Origin of the sequence: Salsuginibacillus kocurii DSM 18087 (assembly GCF_000377705.1) — a bacterium.
In the GTDB taxonomy this organism is placed as follows: Bacteria; Bacillota; Bacilli; order Bacillales; family Marinococcaceae; genus Salsuginibacillus; species Salsuginibacillus kocurii.
In genome coordinates this window covers 51,059-68,858 of sequence record NZ_KB898623.1, presented here as the reverse complement: position 1 = coordinate 68,858, position 17,800 = coordinate 51,059, and the positions used below count along the sequence as shown (strand labels likewise).

Below are 17,800 nucleotides of genomic sequence, written 5' to 3'. Positions count from 1 at the left end.
AATGTTAAAAATCTGTTCAAAATTCTTTCCGCATGTTAGGATATAAAAGCCCCGCTACTAATGAGTATAATGTAAAGAAAAAACGTTGACAAACTAAGGAATAAACATCTATAATGAGTTTTGTTGCTTTGAGGTGATCATCAATGAGATGGACCATTCAACAATTATTGGCAAACCAGCGCACAGGTGTAACGATTGATGACTCAATCGATGGACAGGACCTTGTTGAAACTGATAAAGAGCTTCGAGCTATATCTCCCATTAAAGTAACGGGTAATGGTGAGATTTCGTCAGAGCGAGCGGAGTTTACATTAAACATCAAAGGAGTAATGACTCTTCCGTGTTCGCGAACATTGGCAGACGTCGAAGTTCCATTTGATATTCAAGCTGTGGAACGCTTTCAATTAGATGGAAAACCGGTGAGTGAAGAAGATGATTCGTTGCATGAACCTGAGCAGGGTATTATTAACTTATCTCCCTACATCAAAGAACATGTCTTGTTGGAGCTTCCAATCCAGGTGATTGGAGATTCGGCAGATGGAGAAGCACCGCAGCAAGGAGAGTTTTGGGAAGTCGTTACAGAAGATGAATTGAAACACCGCCGCGAGCAGGAACAGGATCAAAAGGTAGATCCCCGCCTCGCTGACCTTGCCAAGTTTTTTGAAAAAGAAGATTGAATGTGGCATAAGCCGACTTCATGAATACGAAAAGGAGGTGGGACTGATGGCTGTACCAGTCAGACGCACATCCAAGACAAAGAAGAGACAACGTCGTACCCACAAAAAGCTTTCAATTCCAGGCATGGTTGAATGCCCGGAATGCGGTGAAATGAAGCGTACTCACCGTGTATGCAGCTCCTGCGGTTCTTACAAAGGGCAAGATGTTAAAGCGTAAGACTAAAGGACAGAACCTTCCCGGCTAATGAGGGAAGGTTTTTTGTGTTGATTTTGATTTTTAATTGTTGATATTATAGTAGACTAAAATAAGGAGATGGTTTTTTGAGAACGGTTACATATCAAGTGGAGCAAAAGGACGCCTGGATTACAATTAATCGTCCTGATAAACGAAATGCAGTGAATTATGAAGTGATGACTGAATTAATGGAATGTTTAGGCCGGGCTGAGTCAGATCCGAATGTTCGCGCTGTGATTGTAAAAGGGAGTGGAGATGCTGCTTTTTGCTCGGGTGGAGATTTATCTGTATTTCATAACTTAAAAACTGAAGTCGAAGCGAAAGAGATGTTAGAGAGAATGAATCGCGTATTGGATAAGTTATATTTCTTTCCGAAGCCTACAGTAGCCTTGCTTAATGGCACAGCAATAGGAGGAGGGTGTGAACTAGCTACAGCTTGTGATTATAGATTTAGTACTCCTCAGGCAAAAATAGGATTTGTACAAGGAGGTCTCGCTATTACAACGGGGTGGGGCGGAGGCACCCTTCTTTTTACGCGAATTGACCGGTCCAAGGCTTTTTCGATGCTAACGTCCAGTGCTATTTACTCTGCTCATGCTGCCAAAGAAATGGGTTTTGTTGATCACATACTAGCAGGTGACGCACTGATAGAACATTGTCAGCAAGAGATAGAGGAAGTGTTAGCTTCTCCGCCTGACGTGTGCAAAGCTTACAAGGCGATGGCATTGCGAACCGTAAATAAAGAAGAGTTGCGAAGGCAAATGGCTGAAGAAATTGCAGAATGTGCACGCCTATGGGCACTTCCGGCACATGAAAAAGCCGTTCAGCGCTTCATAGAGAAAAAACTATAAATGAGATAAAGGGTATTCTATCTCCAAGAATGTAAGCATATCCTGAGTTAACTCATCATTTGAAAGGAATGAGTAATGATGCGTCAGGATGCGTGGTCAAAAAAAGAAGATCAAATTCTTGCGAAAATAGTTACGACGTACATTGATCAAGGAAAAACTCAGTTAGATGCGTTTAAACAAGCAGGGCTTGAGCTAGAAAGGACAGCTGCTGCCTGTGGTTATCGGTGGAACGCAGTAGTTAGGAAGCAATTGCAATCAACAGTAGAGAACGTGGAGGAAAGTGGGAAAGAGGCAGAGGATACACTTAACTCTGAACGTATGAACATGCTTGAAGACGCAATTGCACATTTAAAGAAATGGAAAGAATGGGAAGTAGAAAAATCCTCTCAACCAGTTGATGAAACGAAGTGGGTGTCGGCGAACGAGTACGAGGAAATGCTGAATGAGCGGGACCTTTGGAAGGACAAATATGAAAAGTTGCGGGAAGAAATCGTTCGCGTTACTGTCGGAGAATCGATGGAAGCGAAATAAGCATGCTACTAGCTGCTTCTAGGCTTTGAGCAAAGACAACACCGTTTTCATCCGCGGGAAATTGAAAAGAGGCTGCCGGGATCGGCAGCCTCTTTTGGTTGTACGCAAAAGCAACTCGTTGACAGCTAGTCCTGTTCTTGTTCTTTGACGCCCTCCGGGTACCAAACGTATGGATTTTCACCGCGGTCTCGTTCGGGAACATAGGTGACGGCTTCAAAATCCATTTTATGCCAAAAATCATCAGAGCGTTGCCTGGCGTTTGTTTTTACCGGGAGACCGAATGATTTTGCATAATTGACGAGTTCTTCGCCGAAGCCTTGGCCCCGGTATGGTTGCAACACTTCAAGTTTCCATAGTTCAAGGTAATCTTGTGGAGGCTCAAAATAATGATCATATTTTGCGCGAATGCGGTATAAACACATACGTGCGACCAGGCGGTTGCCATAATATATTCCGTAAAAAGGAGATTCACTGTCGTTTTCAATAATGTTTTCTTCAAGTTCTTCTTTCATCGAAAGTTCTTGAATGCCGTACTCTTTGAAGTTTGTAAAATCTTCAAGTGTTTTGTAATTGATGAGCAAGCGCTCAACGTTTGAAGTAGTCAATGTAACCCCTCCTAGTAGAAGTGCGAGTCAATTTTATTTTACTACATATGAAAGCGTTTGTATGGGGTGTAATTAAATTTTGAATAGTAAAAATCTTTTAAATGCCAACACTCCATGGGCATGCTTTTCTAACTATGCTAAAATCTAAGAGCTACATCTACCAAACTAACACCGGGGGGTGTGTTAAGATTGGGCGAGGCAGTCGCGTTTATATTAGCTACTTTGCTAACAGTACCGCTTTTACTGTTTTATTTTATATATATTATATCTGTCAAAATACATAAACAGAAAAAACGAGCGCTCCTCCATGCTGCTGATGGTTCTACCATCTTTTTTATGGGTGCTGTTTATGTTTTGGTGAGTGCTATATGGAATTATTCACTGTTATGGCTTTTTGTGCTGCTCTTATTGGTTGTGGCGAGCCTGTTCACATGGGTTCATTGGAAAAAGTATGAAGAAATCTCTCTTCGTCATATGCTAATGGGAGTTTGGCGTTTTCAGTTTCTTTTGTTCTTTTCAGCTTATGTGCTACTTTCTTTTGTAGGGTTGGGGTATTATTGGATGAATTATGTCTATATTTAATCGATTCTTTTTTTTAGAATAACAGTTTTCGTCATGATATCCTGAAGGTAATTGCTTGCAGAATGGATTAGGGGGCACCAGTTCATGAAGGTAACAGATGAATCCCCTCCGACACTATCTGGTTTTAGTGGGGACTACATAAATGGAAATAAGAAAGCTCTAACGTACTTTGATTATCCTCCCTTTGGTGCGGAGGACAAAAGGTTGGAAGAGCTTAACGGCAGAGTTTTTGAACGGGAAAAGCTCTATTACATCTTAAAAAGATATCAAGAACGCTTCTTATATTCAGAAAACGCATTAGAGATGATAGAGAAAGTAAAAGACGAAAACAGTGTGTTTGTTGTTACTGGCCAACAACCTGGTTTACTAACCGGGCCGCTATACACGATAGCTAAAGCTGTCACTGCTCTTATTCTGGCCAAAGAGCAGGAGAAACAGCTGGGTGTACCTGTGATTCCGCTATTTTGGGTGGCTGGGGAAGATCACGACTTTGAAGAAGTTCACCACGTCTTCCTTCCTAAACATGAAGTAACACAGAAACAAACATACCAAGGGAGGCAGTTGAAGCGCTCGCCTCTATCTGAGCAAGCTTTAGATAAAGATGCGTTGGAAGATTTTTTAGTTCAGGTTTTTTCAACTTTACAGGAAACGGAACATACGAAGCCATTACTAGACACGTTGCTCACGTTAGCAAGTCGCGCTCACACGATGAGTGATTATTTTGCGGAAGTTCTTTCTTTCTTGTTTAAAGACCAGGGACTGGTCTTAGTGGATGCTTATGATTCAAACCTGCGGGCGCTTGAAGGCGATATGTTTAAAGAGATGATAGAGAAGTTAGATGATCTTCAGCATGCTTTTGATACCGGGAAACAAAATTTACTTGCCGATGGCTATCAAGTTCCATTGGATATTTCTAAAGACCATACTCATTTATTTGTCGTTAAAGAGAAACGAAGATGGCCGCTTTTACAAATGGATAGTGGGGAATTGAAGCTAAGCAATGGAGAAGGGCGAGCAGCTGTGGGAGAATGGAGTGCCATGGCTGCAGATGATCCCGCTCGTTTTAGTACAAATGTCTTTACCAGACCTTTGATGCAAGAACACCTTTTTCCTGTGTTGTCCTTTGTAGCCGGCCCTGGCGAAATCCATTATTGGTCAATGGTAGCTCCTTTGTTTCATAAGTTTGGTTATCATGTGCCGCCGGTGGTGCCACGTTTGTTTCTGCAGCTAGTAGACAGAAAAACAGCTAAAACCCTTCGGAATGAACACTTAAAACTGGAGGAGCTTACTGCAGAAGAAGTGGATCACTATTTGCAAGGTGTAAAAAAGCAGGCAACGCCAATAGATGGTGAGAAGGAAGCCGGCAAAGCGCTATCAGAAATATTGCCATCCTTAGACCAACTTTTTCAGTTGATCCATGAAACGGCGGACGGGCAAGAAACATACGTCAAGCAGAAAAGAGGCCAGATCGTGAAGGAAGTCACTAGTCTCGGGTTGCGGTTAAATGAGCTTCAGACCGAACGCTTATATACTCGCTTAAAGAATCTCCGTATGGCAAAAAATCATCTCTTTCCCCTTGGAGGTACGCAAGAACGGCTGTTTAACGTCATGTGTTGGTTGAACCATAATGGAGATGATGATCTTAACCGATTTATAAACAATGTCTCTACGCTCGGTAAAGGGAAAAAGGTCGTTTATTTATAAGAGTGAGCGTTTTCCATAAAACAATTTAATAGTAATCACGAAAAGCTGTCCTACCCGGGGCAGCTTTTCGTATTTGCGAGAGATATAGGAGAAAGGGTGAAAGCTGTATTAATAGGTAGTTAGCAAACCGACATTTAAAGAGACCGAAAATAAATGTTAATAAAGTTCATGTTTTAACAAACGTTAGTAAAGAAGGCTGGGCTTTTCTCTGATATTGAAATCATTTTTTAAAATTAAATTTATAATTTGAAGTGGTAACAGGTGGTGGATTGTGGTACGTTATACACATAGGGTGGAGTAAAGGTGGAGAAGCTATGTTTATCGGCGAGTTTAATCACCAAATCGATGATAAGGGACGCCTCATCCTCCCTGCCAAATTCCGTGATGGCTTAGGTGCTCCTTTTGTAATTACAAGAGGGATGGACCATTGTTTATTTGTCTACCCGTATGAAGAATGGAAGACATTGGAACAGAAAGTGAAGCAATTACCTTTAACTAGAAAAGATGCACGGGCATTCTCTCGCTTTTTGTTTTCCGGAGCGGCCGAAGTGAAACCGGACAAGCAAGGCCGTGTCCCAATCCCGGCATCGCTTCGCACCTATGCTGAGTTATCAGGAGAATGTGTAATCGTTGGTGTTTCGACTCGCGTTGAAATTTGGTCTGCTAGCAAATGGGAAGCTTATGTCGACGAAGCGGAAATGTCGTTTAGTGAGCTAGCAGAAAACATGGCTGATCTTGATTTATAGAACGCAGGAGGTGGAACGTTTGAAGGCGTTTCAACATGAAACTGTCCTGCTCCATGAAACGGTTGAAGGTTTACAAATTAACCCTTCAGGAACGTATGTAGATTGTACGTTGGGCGGCGGCGGTCATACTGAAGAAATATTGAAGCATTTAAATGAAAAAGGCCGAGTCTTTGCTTTCGACCAAGATGAAGAGGCTGTAAAAGCAGCAAAGAAGCGATTAGCTGCCTATGAAAATCAACTTATTATTATTGAAGAAAACTTTAGAGGGTTAAAAGCGGCTTTGCACAAACAAGGCATAGACGCTGTAGATGGAGTTGTGTTTGACCTTGGTGTCTCCTCTCACCAATTTGATGAAGGAGAACGGGGATTTAGTTATTGGCATGAGGCACCCTTAGATATGAGGATGAACCGCAACCAGACACGGACAGCATTTCAAGTCATTAATGAGTGGTCGTTTGCTGATCTTGCTTGGTTAATTCATCGCTACGGGGAAGAGAAATTTGCCAAGCAAATTGCGCGCAAGATCGAAAGAAATAGAGAAGAAAAACCTATTAAAACAACTACCGAGCTTGCTGAGGTCATTAAATCGGCTATTCCAGCAGCAGCCAGGCGAACCGGCGGACACCCCGCTAAAAAAACCTTTCAAGCTATACGTATTGGCGTTAATGATGAGTTGAAAGCATTTGAAGAAGCACTTGAGCAAGCATCACAACTATTAAATAAAGAGGGCCGGATTTGTGTCATCTCCTTTCATTCTTTAGAGGACCGCATTGCAAAACAATTCTTTAAACAGAAAAGTTCCCTTCCAGATTTGCCGCGCGGCCTGCCTGTTATCCCTGAGGAGTATCAACCTGAGTTTGCACTAGTCAGCAAAAAACCAATTGTTCCAACAGCTGAGGAGCAAGAACAAAATAACCGTGCACGTTCGGCCAAGCTAAGAATTGCAAGGAAAAATTAGAGGGAGGGATTAGAATGCAGCAATATGCTAGACAACAAGAATTCAAATCTGCACCGGAGACAGTACATAAAACGGTACAGAAAAGGCTGCCTGGCAAAATAACAAAAGGCGAGAAGCTACTGTTTTTGTTCGTGACTGTGATTATAGCCATTGTTGCCTCAGTGATTATTTCGAATTACGCCCACATTCATACACAAGAACGTGAAATATCCACGTTAAATACTTCCGTGCAGGAACAGCAAGAGATTAATGAAAGTCTTTATGTACAAGTATCCGAGCTTAGTGCCCCAGATCGAATCATTCATTACGCCACAGAAGAATTAAATATGTCACTTCAAGAAGATCGTGTTCGAGTCGTCCAAGATTAAGTGAGTCTTATAGGCTTAGGTGGTGGAAAAATGAATGAAAATAAAAAAAGAGGCACGGTGATCACACGTGCACTTTTTATTTTAACGATTATATTTATATTTCTTGCCGTCTTTTCAGGGCGGCTTATTTATGTGCAAGTCGGAAAAGAAGTTGATGGTCAGAACCTTGAAGCAATAGCAGAAAGCCGGTGGACCACCGAGGAAGAAATCGCTGGAAGCCGGGGGACGATTTATGACCGTCACGGTGACCCGATTGCGGAAGAAGTTCAGTCCTATTCTGTTTATGCAGTCTTACACCCTGACGCTGATGAAGCGGTGGAGGACCCTGATAAAACAGCCAGTGAACTTGCCGCGCATATCGATATGGAAGAAGAAGACTTAAGAGATCTGATTGGACGGGGAATCGAAGAAGAACGCTACCAAGTGGAACTAGGCGCTGGTTCACGCTTTTTAAGTTACGAAGAAAAAGAAGAGATTGAAGCGTTAGAGTTAGAAGGTATCTTTTTCCGTGATGAAACGAAACGTTATTATCCGAACCAAGAATTTGCTTCGCACGTATTAGGGTATGTAGACCGCAATACGGGTACTGCAGGGATGGGGTTAGAAGCAGGGTTGAACGAAGAATTAACTGGAGAGCCAGGGTCGGTATCTTATAAACGAGATGGAAGAGGGCTGCCTCTTTTAGATCCTGACGAAACCATTCAAGAACCGGTGGAAGGAAATGAAGTGACCTTGACGCTTGATTCGACGATTCAGACATCGCTAGAACAAGCGATGTCTCAAGTAGAGAAAGAGTATGACCCAGAACGCATGACAGCTATCGTGGCTGACCCTGAAACTGGAGCTATTCTTGGAATGACTAATCGTCCCAGCTTTGACCCGAATGAATATAATAGTATAGAGAATTATTCCAATTATGCCGTTTCAGAGAGTATTGAACCTGGCTCAACCATGAAGATGTTCACACTGGCTGCGGCGATAGAAGAAGGAGTCTACAATGGAGAAGATACGTTTCAGTCCGGTCGTTACTCTATTGGACCAGATACAGTATCTGATCATAACCAGGGCGAAGGCTGGGGAGAGATTACGTACGATGAAGGATTTGAGCGCTCATCTAACGTAGCCTTTGCAAAGATGGTAAAAGAACATTTAGGTTCAGAGCAATTTTACAATTACCTTGAGGATTTTGGTTTCAATGAGCCGACTGGCATAGATTTACCACGAGAAGCTACTAGTTCTATTGCCCGTCAATATGAGTTTGACACAGCGGCGACTGCCTTTGGACAAGCCTCGGCGTTCACCCCTATTCAAATGGTGCAAGCAGCGACAGCTATTGCCAACGATGGAACCATGGTTCAGCCTTATGTGGTTGAAAACATGTATGATGCCTCAGACGAAAGTGTGTTGTATGAACGTTCGGTAGAAGAAGCAGGAACGCCAATATCTGCTGAAACAGCTCAACATACAAGAGATTTGCTAGAAGATGTGGTAACTTCTTCGAATGGAACGGGGACTCCTTATCATATTGAAGGGTTTGACGTGATTGGGAAAACGGGTACAGCCCAAATTGTTGGACCAGAGGGTGGATATTTGCAAGGAGATGACGAAAATATTTTTTCCTTCCTCGGCATGGCCCCAAAGGATGATCCACAGTTAATTACATATGTAGCTGTCGATCGGCCGAATTTGGACGAACAAGAATCCGGAACAGCTCCTGTTTCAAAGATATTTAACACAGTGATGCAGCAAAGTCTTCAATATTTAGATGTGACTCCCGATTTTGAAGAAGAAGCCTCCCATGAGCGGTCAGGCACAGCTGTCGAAGATGTTACTGGCATGTCAATTGAAGAAGCTGCTAATACGCTTGAAGACCAAGGGTTAGAGCCACTTGTGCTTCATGATGAAGGAGAAGTTGTCAACCAAGTACCCAAAGCAGGAAGCAGTTTGATTCATGGTGAAAAAGTTATCCTTGCAGGACCTGCTGAAGAACCAGGGGAAATGCCTGACCTTACAGGCTGGACGTTAAGAGATGTAGCGAAGATTGGCGAGGTGCTTGACCTGTCTGTTCATCATCTTGGTAATGGCTTTGTGACCGCACAGAGTATTGAGACTGGAGCTAACCTCAATTCAAAGGAATATCTTACCGTTGAATTAGCAGAACGAGATTTTGAAGAAGAGGTCGAAGAAAGTGATGAAGATGCAGAAACGGAAGACGATGAAGGTCAAGCTGAAGACGAGCTTCATGAAGAACACCCTGATGTAAACGATTCGGAGTAAAAGAAGAGGCCGGTTCAGTGTTCTAATGTAGAAGGTACAACCATACAGTAAAATACCCGCCCTTGGTGGAGTTTTTACGTGGAGGCTTTCTGCATTGAAACCGAATCGGAAACAATTAAAACGCCGACTTATTCTAATGCTTGCAATTGGGCTGTTTGTTTCAGTGTTGCTCATCGCACGCTTAGCTTATGTGCAATTTTATCTTGGAGGATGGCTGACAGATTTAGCTGAAGACTCCTGGGCAAGAGATGTACCGTTTGAAGCCGAACGAGGAGAAATAAGGGACCGCCATGGCGAAACACTTGCGACCAATATAAGTGCACCGTCGCTGTTAGTTGTGCCAAGTCAGGTTGAAGATCCTGCTCATGCTGCTGTTGAAATTTCCTCCATTTTACAGAAGGCAGAAGATGAAGTGTATGAGAAAATTACAGAGCAGCAATCGATCGTCCGGATTAATCCGGAAGGGCGCAAAATGACACCTGAGTTGGCTGATGCCCTGCGTAGCTTAGATCTTGAGGGACTATATATAGCCGAGGATAATCGAAGGTATTATCCAAACGGTGCGTTTTTATCACATGTTTTAGGTTTTGCCGGGATTGACAACCAGGGCTTAACAGGACTTGAGCAATACTATGATGAAGAATTAAGTGGAAGTCCCGGCTCGGTTTCTTTTTATTCTGATGCTAAAGGTCAGCGCATGCCTGGTATGGCAGAGAGATATGTTGAGCCCGAAGATGGTCAGCACGTGAATTTAAGTGTTGATGAACAGGTTCAGAAAATTATTGAACGAGAACTGGATATCGCAGAAGCAACTTATTCGCCTGATGGGGCAATTGGTATTGCAATGGACCCTAATACAGGCGGGATACTTGGGATGTCTAGTCGGCCAGACTTTGATCCTGAACATTTTCAAGACGTGCCGCCAGAAATTTATAACCAGAATAAGCCTGTTTGGTCACAGTATGAGCCAGGGTCAACGTTTAAGATTATGACATTAGCAGCGGCTCTGGAAGAAGAAGTAGTAGACTTGGACGAGGACCGTTTCCACGACCCGGGCCACATTGAAGTGGCTGGTCAGCGCTTACGCTGCTGGAAAAAAGGCGGACACGGGGACCAAACCTTCATGGAAGTGGTGCAAAATTCGTGTAACCCCGGCTTTGTGACGCTTGGTGAACGGCTCGGTGAAGATCTGTTGTTTGACTATATTCACGAATTTGGTTTTGGGGAACAAACAGGGATTGACTTGCAAGGAGAAGGAACAGGAATATTATTTGACCCAGAGAATGTGGGGCCGCTTGAACAAGCTACCACTGCGTTTGGCCAAGGCGTTTCAGTAACCCCATTACAGCAAGTGACAGCTGTTGCAGCTGCAGTGAATGGAGGGTATTTGTATGAGCCGTTTTTGGCCATGGAATGGGTTGACCCAGAGACAGAAGACATTATTGAGAGAAAAGAGCCTGTGATGAAAAAACAGGTAATCAGCGAAGACACGTCTCAAGAAGTGCGCCGGGCCCTCGAGCATGTAGTAGCTAAAGGGACTGGTAAGGGGGCGTTTGTGGATGGATACCGGGTAGGAGGAAAGACCGGAACCGCTCAAAAATCTTCAGGTGGGCGTTATTTAAAAGATAATCATATTGTCTCATTTATCGGTGTTGCCCCAATGGATGATCCTGAAATTGTCGTCTATATTGCCATTGACAACCCTAAAGATACGATGCAGTTCGGAGGCGTAGTAGCTGCACCGATTGTGGGGAACGTTATAGGTGACAGTTTACGAGCGATGGAGGTTGAACCAAGAGAAGACCAGCTGGAAAAAGAGCTGGATTGGACCGATACGGAGCCCGTAGAAATTCCGGACGTGGTCGGTCTGCCCTTAACTGAACTCCACCATGCGTCCTATCCGTTGGAAATACAAACGGAAGGAACTGGGGAATATGTTGTTAGTCAGTCTCCCGCCCCTGGTAGCAGAGTTGAGCAAGGTTCTACGATCAGACTTTATCTTGGTGACAAATCACAAGCAGACGATTAAAATAGAAGAAGTGTATTAACTAAACATCAAAGAAAGTGCTAGAGCTATATACGCATTTTTGGGGGAGCTATACTATGGACGGTTCAACAACTTATACCTTATCTAAGCTATGTGAGATATTAATTGATTACGAACAGATTGGGACCGGGGATCCTGAAATTCTCTCGCTGGAGATGGATTCTAGGGAGGCACAGCCGCAATCTTTATTTATTTGTATATCGGGATATACTGTGGATGGGCATGATTTTGCGGAAGAAGCAGTAAAAAATGGGGCCGTGGCAATTGTTGCCGAACGGCCTGTCTCTACGAATAAAGTGCCTGTCATCCTTGTCAGAGATTCGAAGCGGGCAATGGCAGAATTAGCAGTCGCATTTTATAACCAGCCGACACAACAGTTTACACTTTATGGCGTGACGGGCACCAATGGCAAGACGACAGTCACTCATTTAATTGATGCGATTATGCAGACAGCTGGCAAAAAAACGGGAATGGTGGGGACTCTTTATACAAAAATTGGCGATGAAGTTCAGCAGACGGTAAATACAACGCCTGAATCACTCGTTTTGCAACGCACATTTGCTGCTATGGCAGATAAAGGCGTAGAAGCAGCAGCAATGGAAGTCTCTTCGCATGCTTTGGACTTGGGGCGTGTAAGAGGTTGTGATTTTGATGTGGCTGTATTTACTAATCTATCGCCGGACCACCTTGACTACCATAAAACAATGGAAGCATATACGTATGCCAAAGGTTTGTTATTTGCCCAGTTGGGAAACAGCCTTGACGCAAATGGCAAAAAAGCAGTTATTAATGCTGATGATCCTGCTGCAGAAGTGATTGAAAAAATGAGTGCCGCACCTACACTTACATATGGAGTGGACGCAAATGCAGATGTTACTGCTAAAAACATTCACTTGTCTTCCTCTCATACGGCGTTTACGCTGAGCTCGCCCTATGGATCAATAGACCTGAATGTAAAATTAATTGGCACCTTTAGCGTGTATAATGTCTTGGCTGCTGCCAGCGCCTGCCTTGTAAACGGCTGTTCTTTAGAAGTCATTAAAGAAAGTCTGGAAGCTGTCAAAGGGGTAGATGGGCGGTTTGAGCTCGTAGAAGGGAAACAGGATTTTTCGATCATTGTTGATTATGCACATACAGCCGACAGCCTTGAAAATGTATTAAAAACACTAAAGGAAACAAGTAAAGGCCGGTTAATTACGGTAGTTGGTTGTGGTGGTGACCGTGACCGTGCGAAACGCCCGGAGATGGCTAAGCTAGCTGTGGAGTATGCTGATGAAGCGATTTTAACGTCTGATAATCCGCGTTCAGAGGAGCCGGAAGCTATCATAAGAGATATGGAAACTGGTATTAAAGGTTCAAATTACAAGGTAGAGATTGACCGCAGAAAGGCGATTGAGCAAGCTGTTGCCAGCGCAGCTGCAAATGACGCCGTATTAATTGCTGGCAAAGGCCATGAAACGTACCAAGAAATAAAGGGTGAACGGTTTTACTTTGATGACCGGGAGATTGCAAAAGAAAGTGTACACAAGCTGATGAAAGGAGGGGGTCCACGTGATTGAATGGTCAGTTGTGCTTGCCTTAGTGGTTTCTTTCCTCCTCTGTGTTGGTTTATCGCCGATGCTCATCCCAGCACTCAAACGCTTGAAATTCGGCCAAAGCATCCGTGAAGAAGGTCCGAGCTCTCATCAAAAAAAGCAGGGGACGCCTACAATGGGCGGGGTAATGGTGTTACTTGCCATTGCTGCGGCAACTATAGTGATCGCCCTTATATTCTCAGAATTAACGATTCAAGTTTGGATGCTTTTACTTGTATTGCTAGGCTTTGGGATTATTGGATTTTTAGATGATTTTATTAAAGTTGTAAAAAAACGGAACCTTGGTTTGACGTCAAAACAAAAATTAGTTGCCCAGCTTTTAATTGCAGTTGTCTTTTTCTTTGTATTGGATGCTGTTGGATTAAATACTGAAATTACTATTCCGCTGACAACCTATTCACTTGACCTTGGCTGGTTTTATATCGTTCTAGTGATGCTCATGCTTGTAGGTGCTTCAAATGCTGTTAATTTAACAGATGGGCTTGATGGCTTACTAGCGGGAACAGCAGCCGTGGCATTTGGTGCTTATGCTATTTTGAGTTGGTATGTAGGAGCAACTGATGTAGCTTTATTCAGCGCAGCTGTAGTTGGCGCAGCTCTAGGATTCCTTGTCTTTAATGCTCACCCTGCTAAAGTTTTTATGGGTGATACCGGTTCGCTTGCGCTTGGCGGAGCGATTGCAGCGGTGGCCATTGCAGTCAACCTTGAGCTTTTATTGATCATCATTGGCGGGGTATTCGTCATCGAAACATTATCAGTAATCATTCAAGTTGCTTCATTTAAATTAAGAAACAAACGAGTCTTTAAGATGAGCCCATTGCATCACCATTACGAATTATCCGGCTGGTCTGAATGGCGCGTGGTGGTGACATTTTGGCTGGCTGCGCTCGTATTTGCAGTGCTTGGTATCTATATTGAGGTGTGGTTAGGATGAAACAAATAACAACATTTAATGGTAAAGAAGTTCTTGTGTTAGGTATGGCAAAGAGTGGTGTAGCAGCTGCCAAGTTGCTACACCAGTTAGGTGCTTACGTCACTATAAATGATGCGTTGCCGGAAGAGAAATTAACAAATGTAGAAGCATTGCGAAATCAAGGGATTAAGGTTGTCGCTGGCGGTCATCCGCTATCGCTTGTGAATGAAAAACTTGCAGCGGTGGTGAAGAATCCAGGCATTCCTTATCATAACTCGCTGGTCCAAGCGGCTGAAGAAAAACAAGTCCCAGTACTTACCGAGCTAGAACTAAGCTACCTTGTTAATGAAGGCCGCTTAATTGCGATTACGGGTTCTAATGGGAAAACGACTACCACCACTTTAATTCACGAAATGCTTCAAGCCTCTTCACAAGCCTCTCATCTTGCTGGCAACATCGGAAGTGTAGCTTGTGAAGTAGCTCAACAGGTGAAAAAAAGTGAAGTAATGGTTACTGAAGTATCCAGCTTTCAGTTAAAAGGCACAGCTTCGTTCTGCCCTGATATTGCTGTTTGGCTAAATATCTATGATGCTCATTTGGACTATCATGGCACAAAAGAGGATTATATTCAGTCTAAAGCAAAGATCATGCGCAATTTAACTTCCGACTCAACGTTTGTATATAACGTTGAGGACCCGGTTATTGCTTCTTATGCAAAAGAAAGCTCAGCTTCTCTTCTTCCTTTTTCCAACAAGCGCTTGTTAAAGGAGGGAATTTCTTTTGTGAATGGGGCCCTGTATGTAAAAGGAGAGTTCCTAATCAATGAAGGAGATATCCTTTTGCCTGGCGAACATAATCATGAGAATATGATTGCTGCCGTGGCTGCCGCGTTAGAGAGCGGAGCTACGTATGCAGGCATCCGGAACGTTTTAAAGACTTTCACTGGGGTTACGCACAGGCTGCAATACATTGGAGAAGTTGCAGGGCGTGAAGTGTATAATGATTCAAAGGCTACAAATGTTTTGGCAACTGAAAAAGCTTTATCTGCTTTTCAAACACCAGTTGTACTAATAGCTGGCGGCCTTGATCGGGGTCATCATTTTCATTCGTTGATTGAACATATGAATCATGTAAAAACGGTAATCAGCTACGGCGAAACCAAAGAAAAATGGGCGGAAGTGGCAAGCTCTGCAAAGTGCAAATATATTAGGGCGGTAGATACGCTTGACGAAGCAGTAACGGAAGCCTTTGAACATTCAGCCTCAGGAGATGTTCTGCTTCTTTCCCCTGCCTGTGCCAGTTGGGATCAATTTGCCACCTTCGAAGAACGAGGTAAGCATTTTATAGAGCTTGTAAAAAGTTTACCGAAGTAAGGCATGTCTTCCTTCATGCAATCATACATTGGACCAGCACATATTCTGTGTCATCTTGTATGAATAAAGGCGTGAGGAACATGGAATCTAATCAAATGTTTAAGCAGGTTGATCGCTGGCTGTTATTGGTGACGGTACTTTTGGTAGCCATAGGAGTTGTAATGGTATATAGCGCCAGTGCAGCGTGGGCAGAGTATAATTTTGGAGATTCAACTTATTTTTTGAAACGTCAGTTGCTCTTTGCCACATTAGGATTGGTTGCTTTAACCGTTATGATGAATATCCCCTATCAAACGTGGCGCCCATATTTACCTTTAATCATGCTGATTTGCTTTATCCTGCTGATTATCGTTCTGATTCCAGGAGTGGGACTGCAACGAGGAGGGGCTAGAAGCTGGCTTGGAATAGGAGCTTTTTCGGTCCAACCTTCAGAATTTATGAAGCTAGCTATGATCGGCATGGTGGCTCACTTATTGGCGGTAAGAAGAGAGCATATGAGTTATTTTGGCCAAGGAGTCTTCCCGCTTCTTCTTTTAATTGGGACAGCGTTTGGACTGATCATGCTGCAGCCAGACCTTGGGACAGGAGCAGTCATGGTCATTACTGCCATGGCGATGATTTTCATCGGTGGGGCCCGTATTCTCCATTTTGTCTGGCTTGGTCTCCTCGGTGTGGTGGCTTTTGCCTTGCTAGTCATCTCAGCTCCTTACCGGCTGCAAAGATTAACATCCTTTCTCGACCCTTGGTCTGATGCCCTGGGCAGCGGTTTTCAAAGCATTCAATCACTGTATGCGATCGGACCTGGTGGTTTAGTGGGGTTGGGATTTGGAGATAGCCGACAAAAATACTATTACTTGCCAGAGCCGCAAACAGACTTTATTTTTGCCATTTTAGCAGAGGAAGGCGGATTTATTACCGGGGCTATCGTTATTTTGCTTTTTTCCATTTTCATGTGGAGAGGTATTCGCATCGCTTTATTAATTGACGATCCGTTTGCTTCCTTCTTAGCTGTTGGTATTGTAGGCCTTCTACTCGTTCAAGTGATGATTAACATCGGGGTAGTTATTGGAATGTTCCCGGTTACCGGGATTACTCTTCCATTTTTAAGCTACGGAGGGTCTTCTTTAACCCTGATGCTCTTAGCGGTAGGCTTATTGCTCAATATTAGTTCTCAACTCAGAAGCGTTTAACAAACAGAAAGGAAGTCTGCGATGAAAGTTGTGGTTACAGGTGGAGGTACAGGTGGACACATCTACCCTGCCTTAGCTTTTGTACGGTTTTTGAAAAAGGAAGAGCCCCACGCTCGTATCAAATATATTGGAAGTGAAACAGGATTGGAAAGCGACTTTGTACCAAGGGCGGGGGTAGCTTTTTCCTCTGTGAAAATTAGTGGCTTTAAACGCAAACTTTCACTCCATAACGTTCGTACGGTGTACCGGTTTTTAAAAGCTGTTAAACAAGCAAAGAAAATGTTTAAAGAAGACCGGCCGGATGTAGTGATTGGAACAGGAGGGTATGTAAGTGGCCCGGTTGTTTATGCTGCCGCTCGGATGAACATTCCGACAATCGTTCATGAACAAAATAGCGTTCCAGGTTTAACGAATAAATTTTTAAGTAAATATGCAAGTCGCGTCGCTATTTCTTTTGAAGATTCTTCGTCGTACTTTCCGAAAGAAAAAGTTGCATATACAGGGAACCCAAGAGCTCAAGAGGTTTCTTCCATTCGCTCAGAGAACCCTTTGGCTTCATTTGGTTTAGTTCCGGAAAAACGAACGGTGCTTGTTGTCGGAGGCAGCCGGGGCGCGAGGCCGATTAACGATGCTTTTCTTGATAGTATAGCGGAGATTGAACGCAAAGATTATCAAGTCCTTTACGTGACGGGGCAGGTTCATTATGAAAAAGTGAATGAGAAGATGGAGGCTTCTGGCCGTCCAGCTAATATTGCAGTTGAACCTTTTTTGCATAATATGCCAGAAGTGCTGCCCCATATTGATGTTCTTGTTACAAGAGCAGGGGCCACCACGTTGGCAGAATTAACAGCGCTTGGAATCCCGTCCATATTAATTCCAAGTCCATATGTAACAAATAACCATCAAGAAAAAAATGCAAGGACACTCGAAACCCGAGGAGCAGCTTATGTGCATCTGGAACAGGACTGGTCCAAAACGCATTTTATTGAAACGCTTGATGAGTTGTTTGAAACGACGGCGACGTGGGAACGTATGCATGAAGCAGCTTTAAACGCTGGAGTGCCCGATGCTTCCAATCGCTTATATCAAGTAATTAAAGAAGTGATTGAAAGCAAGTGATTCGTAGTCTATCGTCTCATGTGACGAGG

Annotated in this window: 17 protein-coding genes; 16 read left to right on the top strand and 1 reads right to left on the bottom strand. The window is 43.5% G+C overall.

Annotation, left to right across the window (positions count from 1 at the left end):
• Positions 1–143 precede the first annotated feature (143 nt).
• The 4 genes from D469_RS0100325 (at position 144) to D469_RS19285 (ending at position 2,294) form a co-directional block, all read left to right on the top strand.
• Complete coding sequence (locus tag D469_RS0100325) at positions 144–677, top strand: YceD family protein (protein WP_018921358.1); 534 nt, start codon at positions 144–146, stop codon at positions 675–677.
• A 46-nt stretch (positions 678–723) separates the two neighbouring features.
• Positions 724–894: a 50S ribosomal protein L32 gene (rpmF, locus tag D469_RS0100320; protein WP_018921357.1), complete on the top strand. Its 171-nt coding sequence runs from the start codon at positions 724–726 to the stop codon at positions 892–894.
• 104 nt (positions 895–998) lie between these two features.
• A complete protein-coding gene (locus D469_RS0100315; protein WP_018921356.1) occupies positions 999–1,763 on the top strand; it encodes an enoyl-CoA hydratase/isomerase family protein in 765 nt (254 codons plus the stop codon).
• Between the two features lie 75 nt (positions 1,764–1,838).
• Positions 1,839–2,294 (top strand): hypothetical protein, encoded by a 456-nt coding sequence (locus tag D469_RS19285; protein WP_156816867.1) that lies wholly within the window; start codon positions 1,839–1,841, stop codon positions 2,292–2,294.
• Positions 2,295–2,419: 125 nt separating this feature from the next.
• Here D469_RS19285 and D469_RS0100305 read toward each other — a convergent pair whose 3' ends face one another.
• Positions 2,420–2,899: an N-acetyltransferase gene (locus D469_RS0100305; protein ID WP_018921354.1), complete on the bottom strand. Its 480-nt coding sequence runs from the start codon at positions 2,897–2,899 to the stop codon at positions 2,420–2,422.
• A 189-nt stretch (positions 2,900–3,088) separates the two neighbouring features.
• Between D469_RS0100305 and D469_RS0100300 the strand changes: the two genes are divergently transcribed.
• From D469_RS0100300 to murG, 12 genes are all read left to right on the top strand, one after another.
• On the top strand, positions 3,089–3,481 hold the full coding sequence (locus D469_RS0100300) for a DUF3397 domain-containing protein (RefSeq protein WP_018921353.1): 393 nt from the start codon (positions 3,089–3,091) through the stop codon (positions 3,479–3,481).
• An 84-nt stretch (positions 3,482–3,565) separates the two neighbouring features.
• Complete coding sequence (gene bshC / locus D469_RS0100295; RefSeq protein WP_018921352.1) at positions 3,566–5,185, top strand: bacillithiol biosynthesis cysteine-adding enzyme BshC; 1,620 nt, start codon at positions 3,566–3,568, stop codon at positions 5,183–5,185.
• A gap of 314 nt (positions 5,186–5,499) precedes the next feature.
• Positions 5,500–5,931 carry a division/cell wall cluster transcriptional repressor MraZ gene (gene mraZ, locus D469_RS0100290; protein ID WP_018921351.1) on the top strand — a complete coding sequence of 144 codons (432 nt, stop codon included), beginning with the start codon at positions 5,500–5,502 and terminating at the stop codon, positions 5,929–5,931.
• Between the two features lie 19 nt (positions 5,932–5,950).
• Entirely contained in the window at positions 5,951–6,889 is a 939-nt protein-coding gene (gene rsmH, locus D469_RS0100285) for a 16S rRNA (cytosine(1402)-N(4))-methyltransferase RsmH (protein ID WP_018921350.1), read from the top strand.
• Between the two features lie 14 nt (positions 6,890–6,903).
• On the top strand, positions 6,904–7,257 hold the full coding sequence (gene ftsL / locus D469_RS19280; RefSeq protein ID WP_018921349.1) for a cell division protein FtsL: 354 nt from the start codon (positions 6,904–6,906) through the stop codon (positions 7,255–7,257).
• A gap of 30 nt (positions 7,258–7,287) precedes the next feature.
• Positions 7,288–9,534 carry a penicillin-binding protein gene (locus D469_RS0100275; RefSeq protein WP_018921348.1) on the top strand — a complete coding sequence of 749 codons (2,247 nt, stop codon included), beginning with the start codon at positions 7,288–7,290 and terminating at the stop codon, positions 9,532–9,534.
• Between the two features lie 94 nt (positions 9,535–9,628).
• Entirely contained in the window at positions 9,629–11,563 is a 1,935-nt protein-coding gene (locus D469_RS0100270) for a stage V sporulation protein D (RefSeq protein WP_018921347.1), read from the top strand.
• Positions 11,564–11,637: 74 nt separating this feature from the next.
• Positions 11,638–13,140, top strand: coding sequence for a UDP-N-acetylmuramoyl-L-alanyl-D-glutamate--2,6-diaminopimelate ligase (locus tag D469_RS0100265; RefSeq protein ID WP_018921346.1), 1,503 nt, complete (start codon positions 11,638–11,640; stop codon positions 13,138–13,140).
• Positions 13,133–14,110 carry a phospho-N-acetylmuramoyl-pentapeptide-transferase gene (mraY, locus tag D469_RS0100260; protein WP_018921345.1) on the top strand — a complete coding sequence of 326 codons (978 nt, stop codon included), beginning with the start codon at positions 13,133–13,135 and terminating at the stop codon, positions 14,108–14,110. Before D469_RS0100265 ends, mraY begins: the two co-directional genes overlap by 8 nt.
• Positions 14,107–15,462, top strand: coding sequence for a UDP-N-acetylmuramoyl-L-alanine--D-glutamate ligase (murD, locus tag D469_RS0100255; RefSeq protein ID WP_018921344.1), 1,356 nt, complete (start codon positions 14,107–14,109; stop codon positions 15,460–15,462). Before mraY ends, murD begins: the two co-directional genes overlap by 4 nt.
• A gap of 80 nt (positions 15,463–15,542) precedes the next feature.
• Positions 15,543–16,652 carry a stage V sporulation protein E gene (gene spoVE, locus D469_RS0100250; protein WP_018921343.1) on the top strand — a complete coding sequence of 370 codons (1,110 nt, stop codon included), beginning with the start codon at positions 15,543–15,545 and terminating at the stop codon, positions 16,650–16,652.
• Positions 16,653–16,673: 21 nt separating this feature from the next.
• The gene (gene murG / locus D469_RS0100245) at positions 16,674–17,771 is read left to right on the top strand and encodes an undecaprenyldiphospho-muramoylpentapeptide beta-N-acetylglucosaminyltransferase (RefSeq protein WP_018921342.1); all 1,098 of its coding nucleotides are present in this window, start codon (positions 16,674–16,676) and stop codon (positions 17,769–17,771) included.
• The last annotated feature ends 29 nt before the right edge of the window (positions 17,772–17,800 follow it).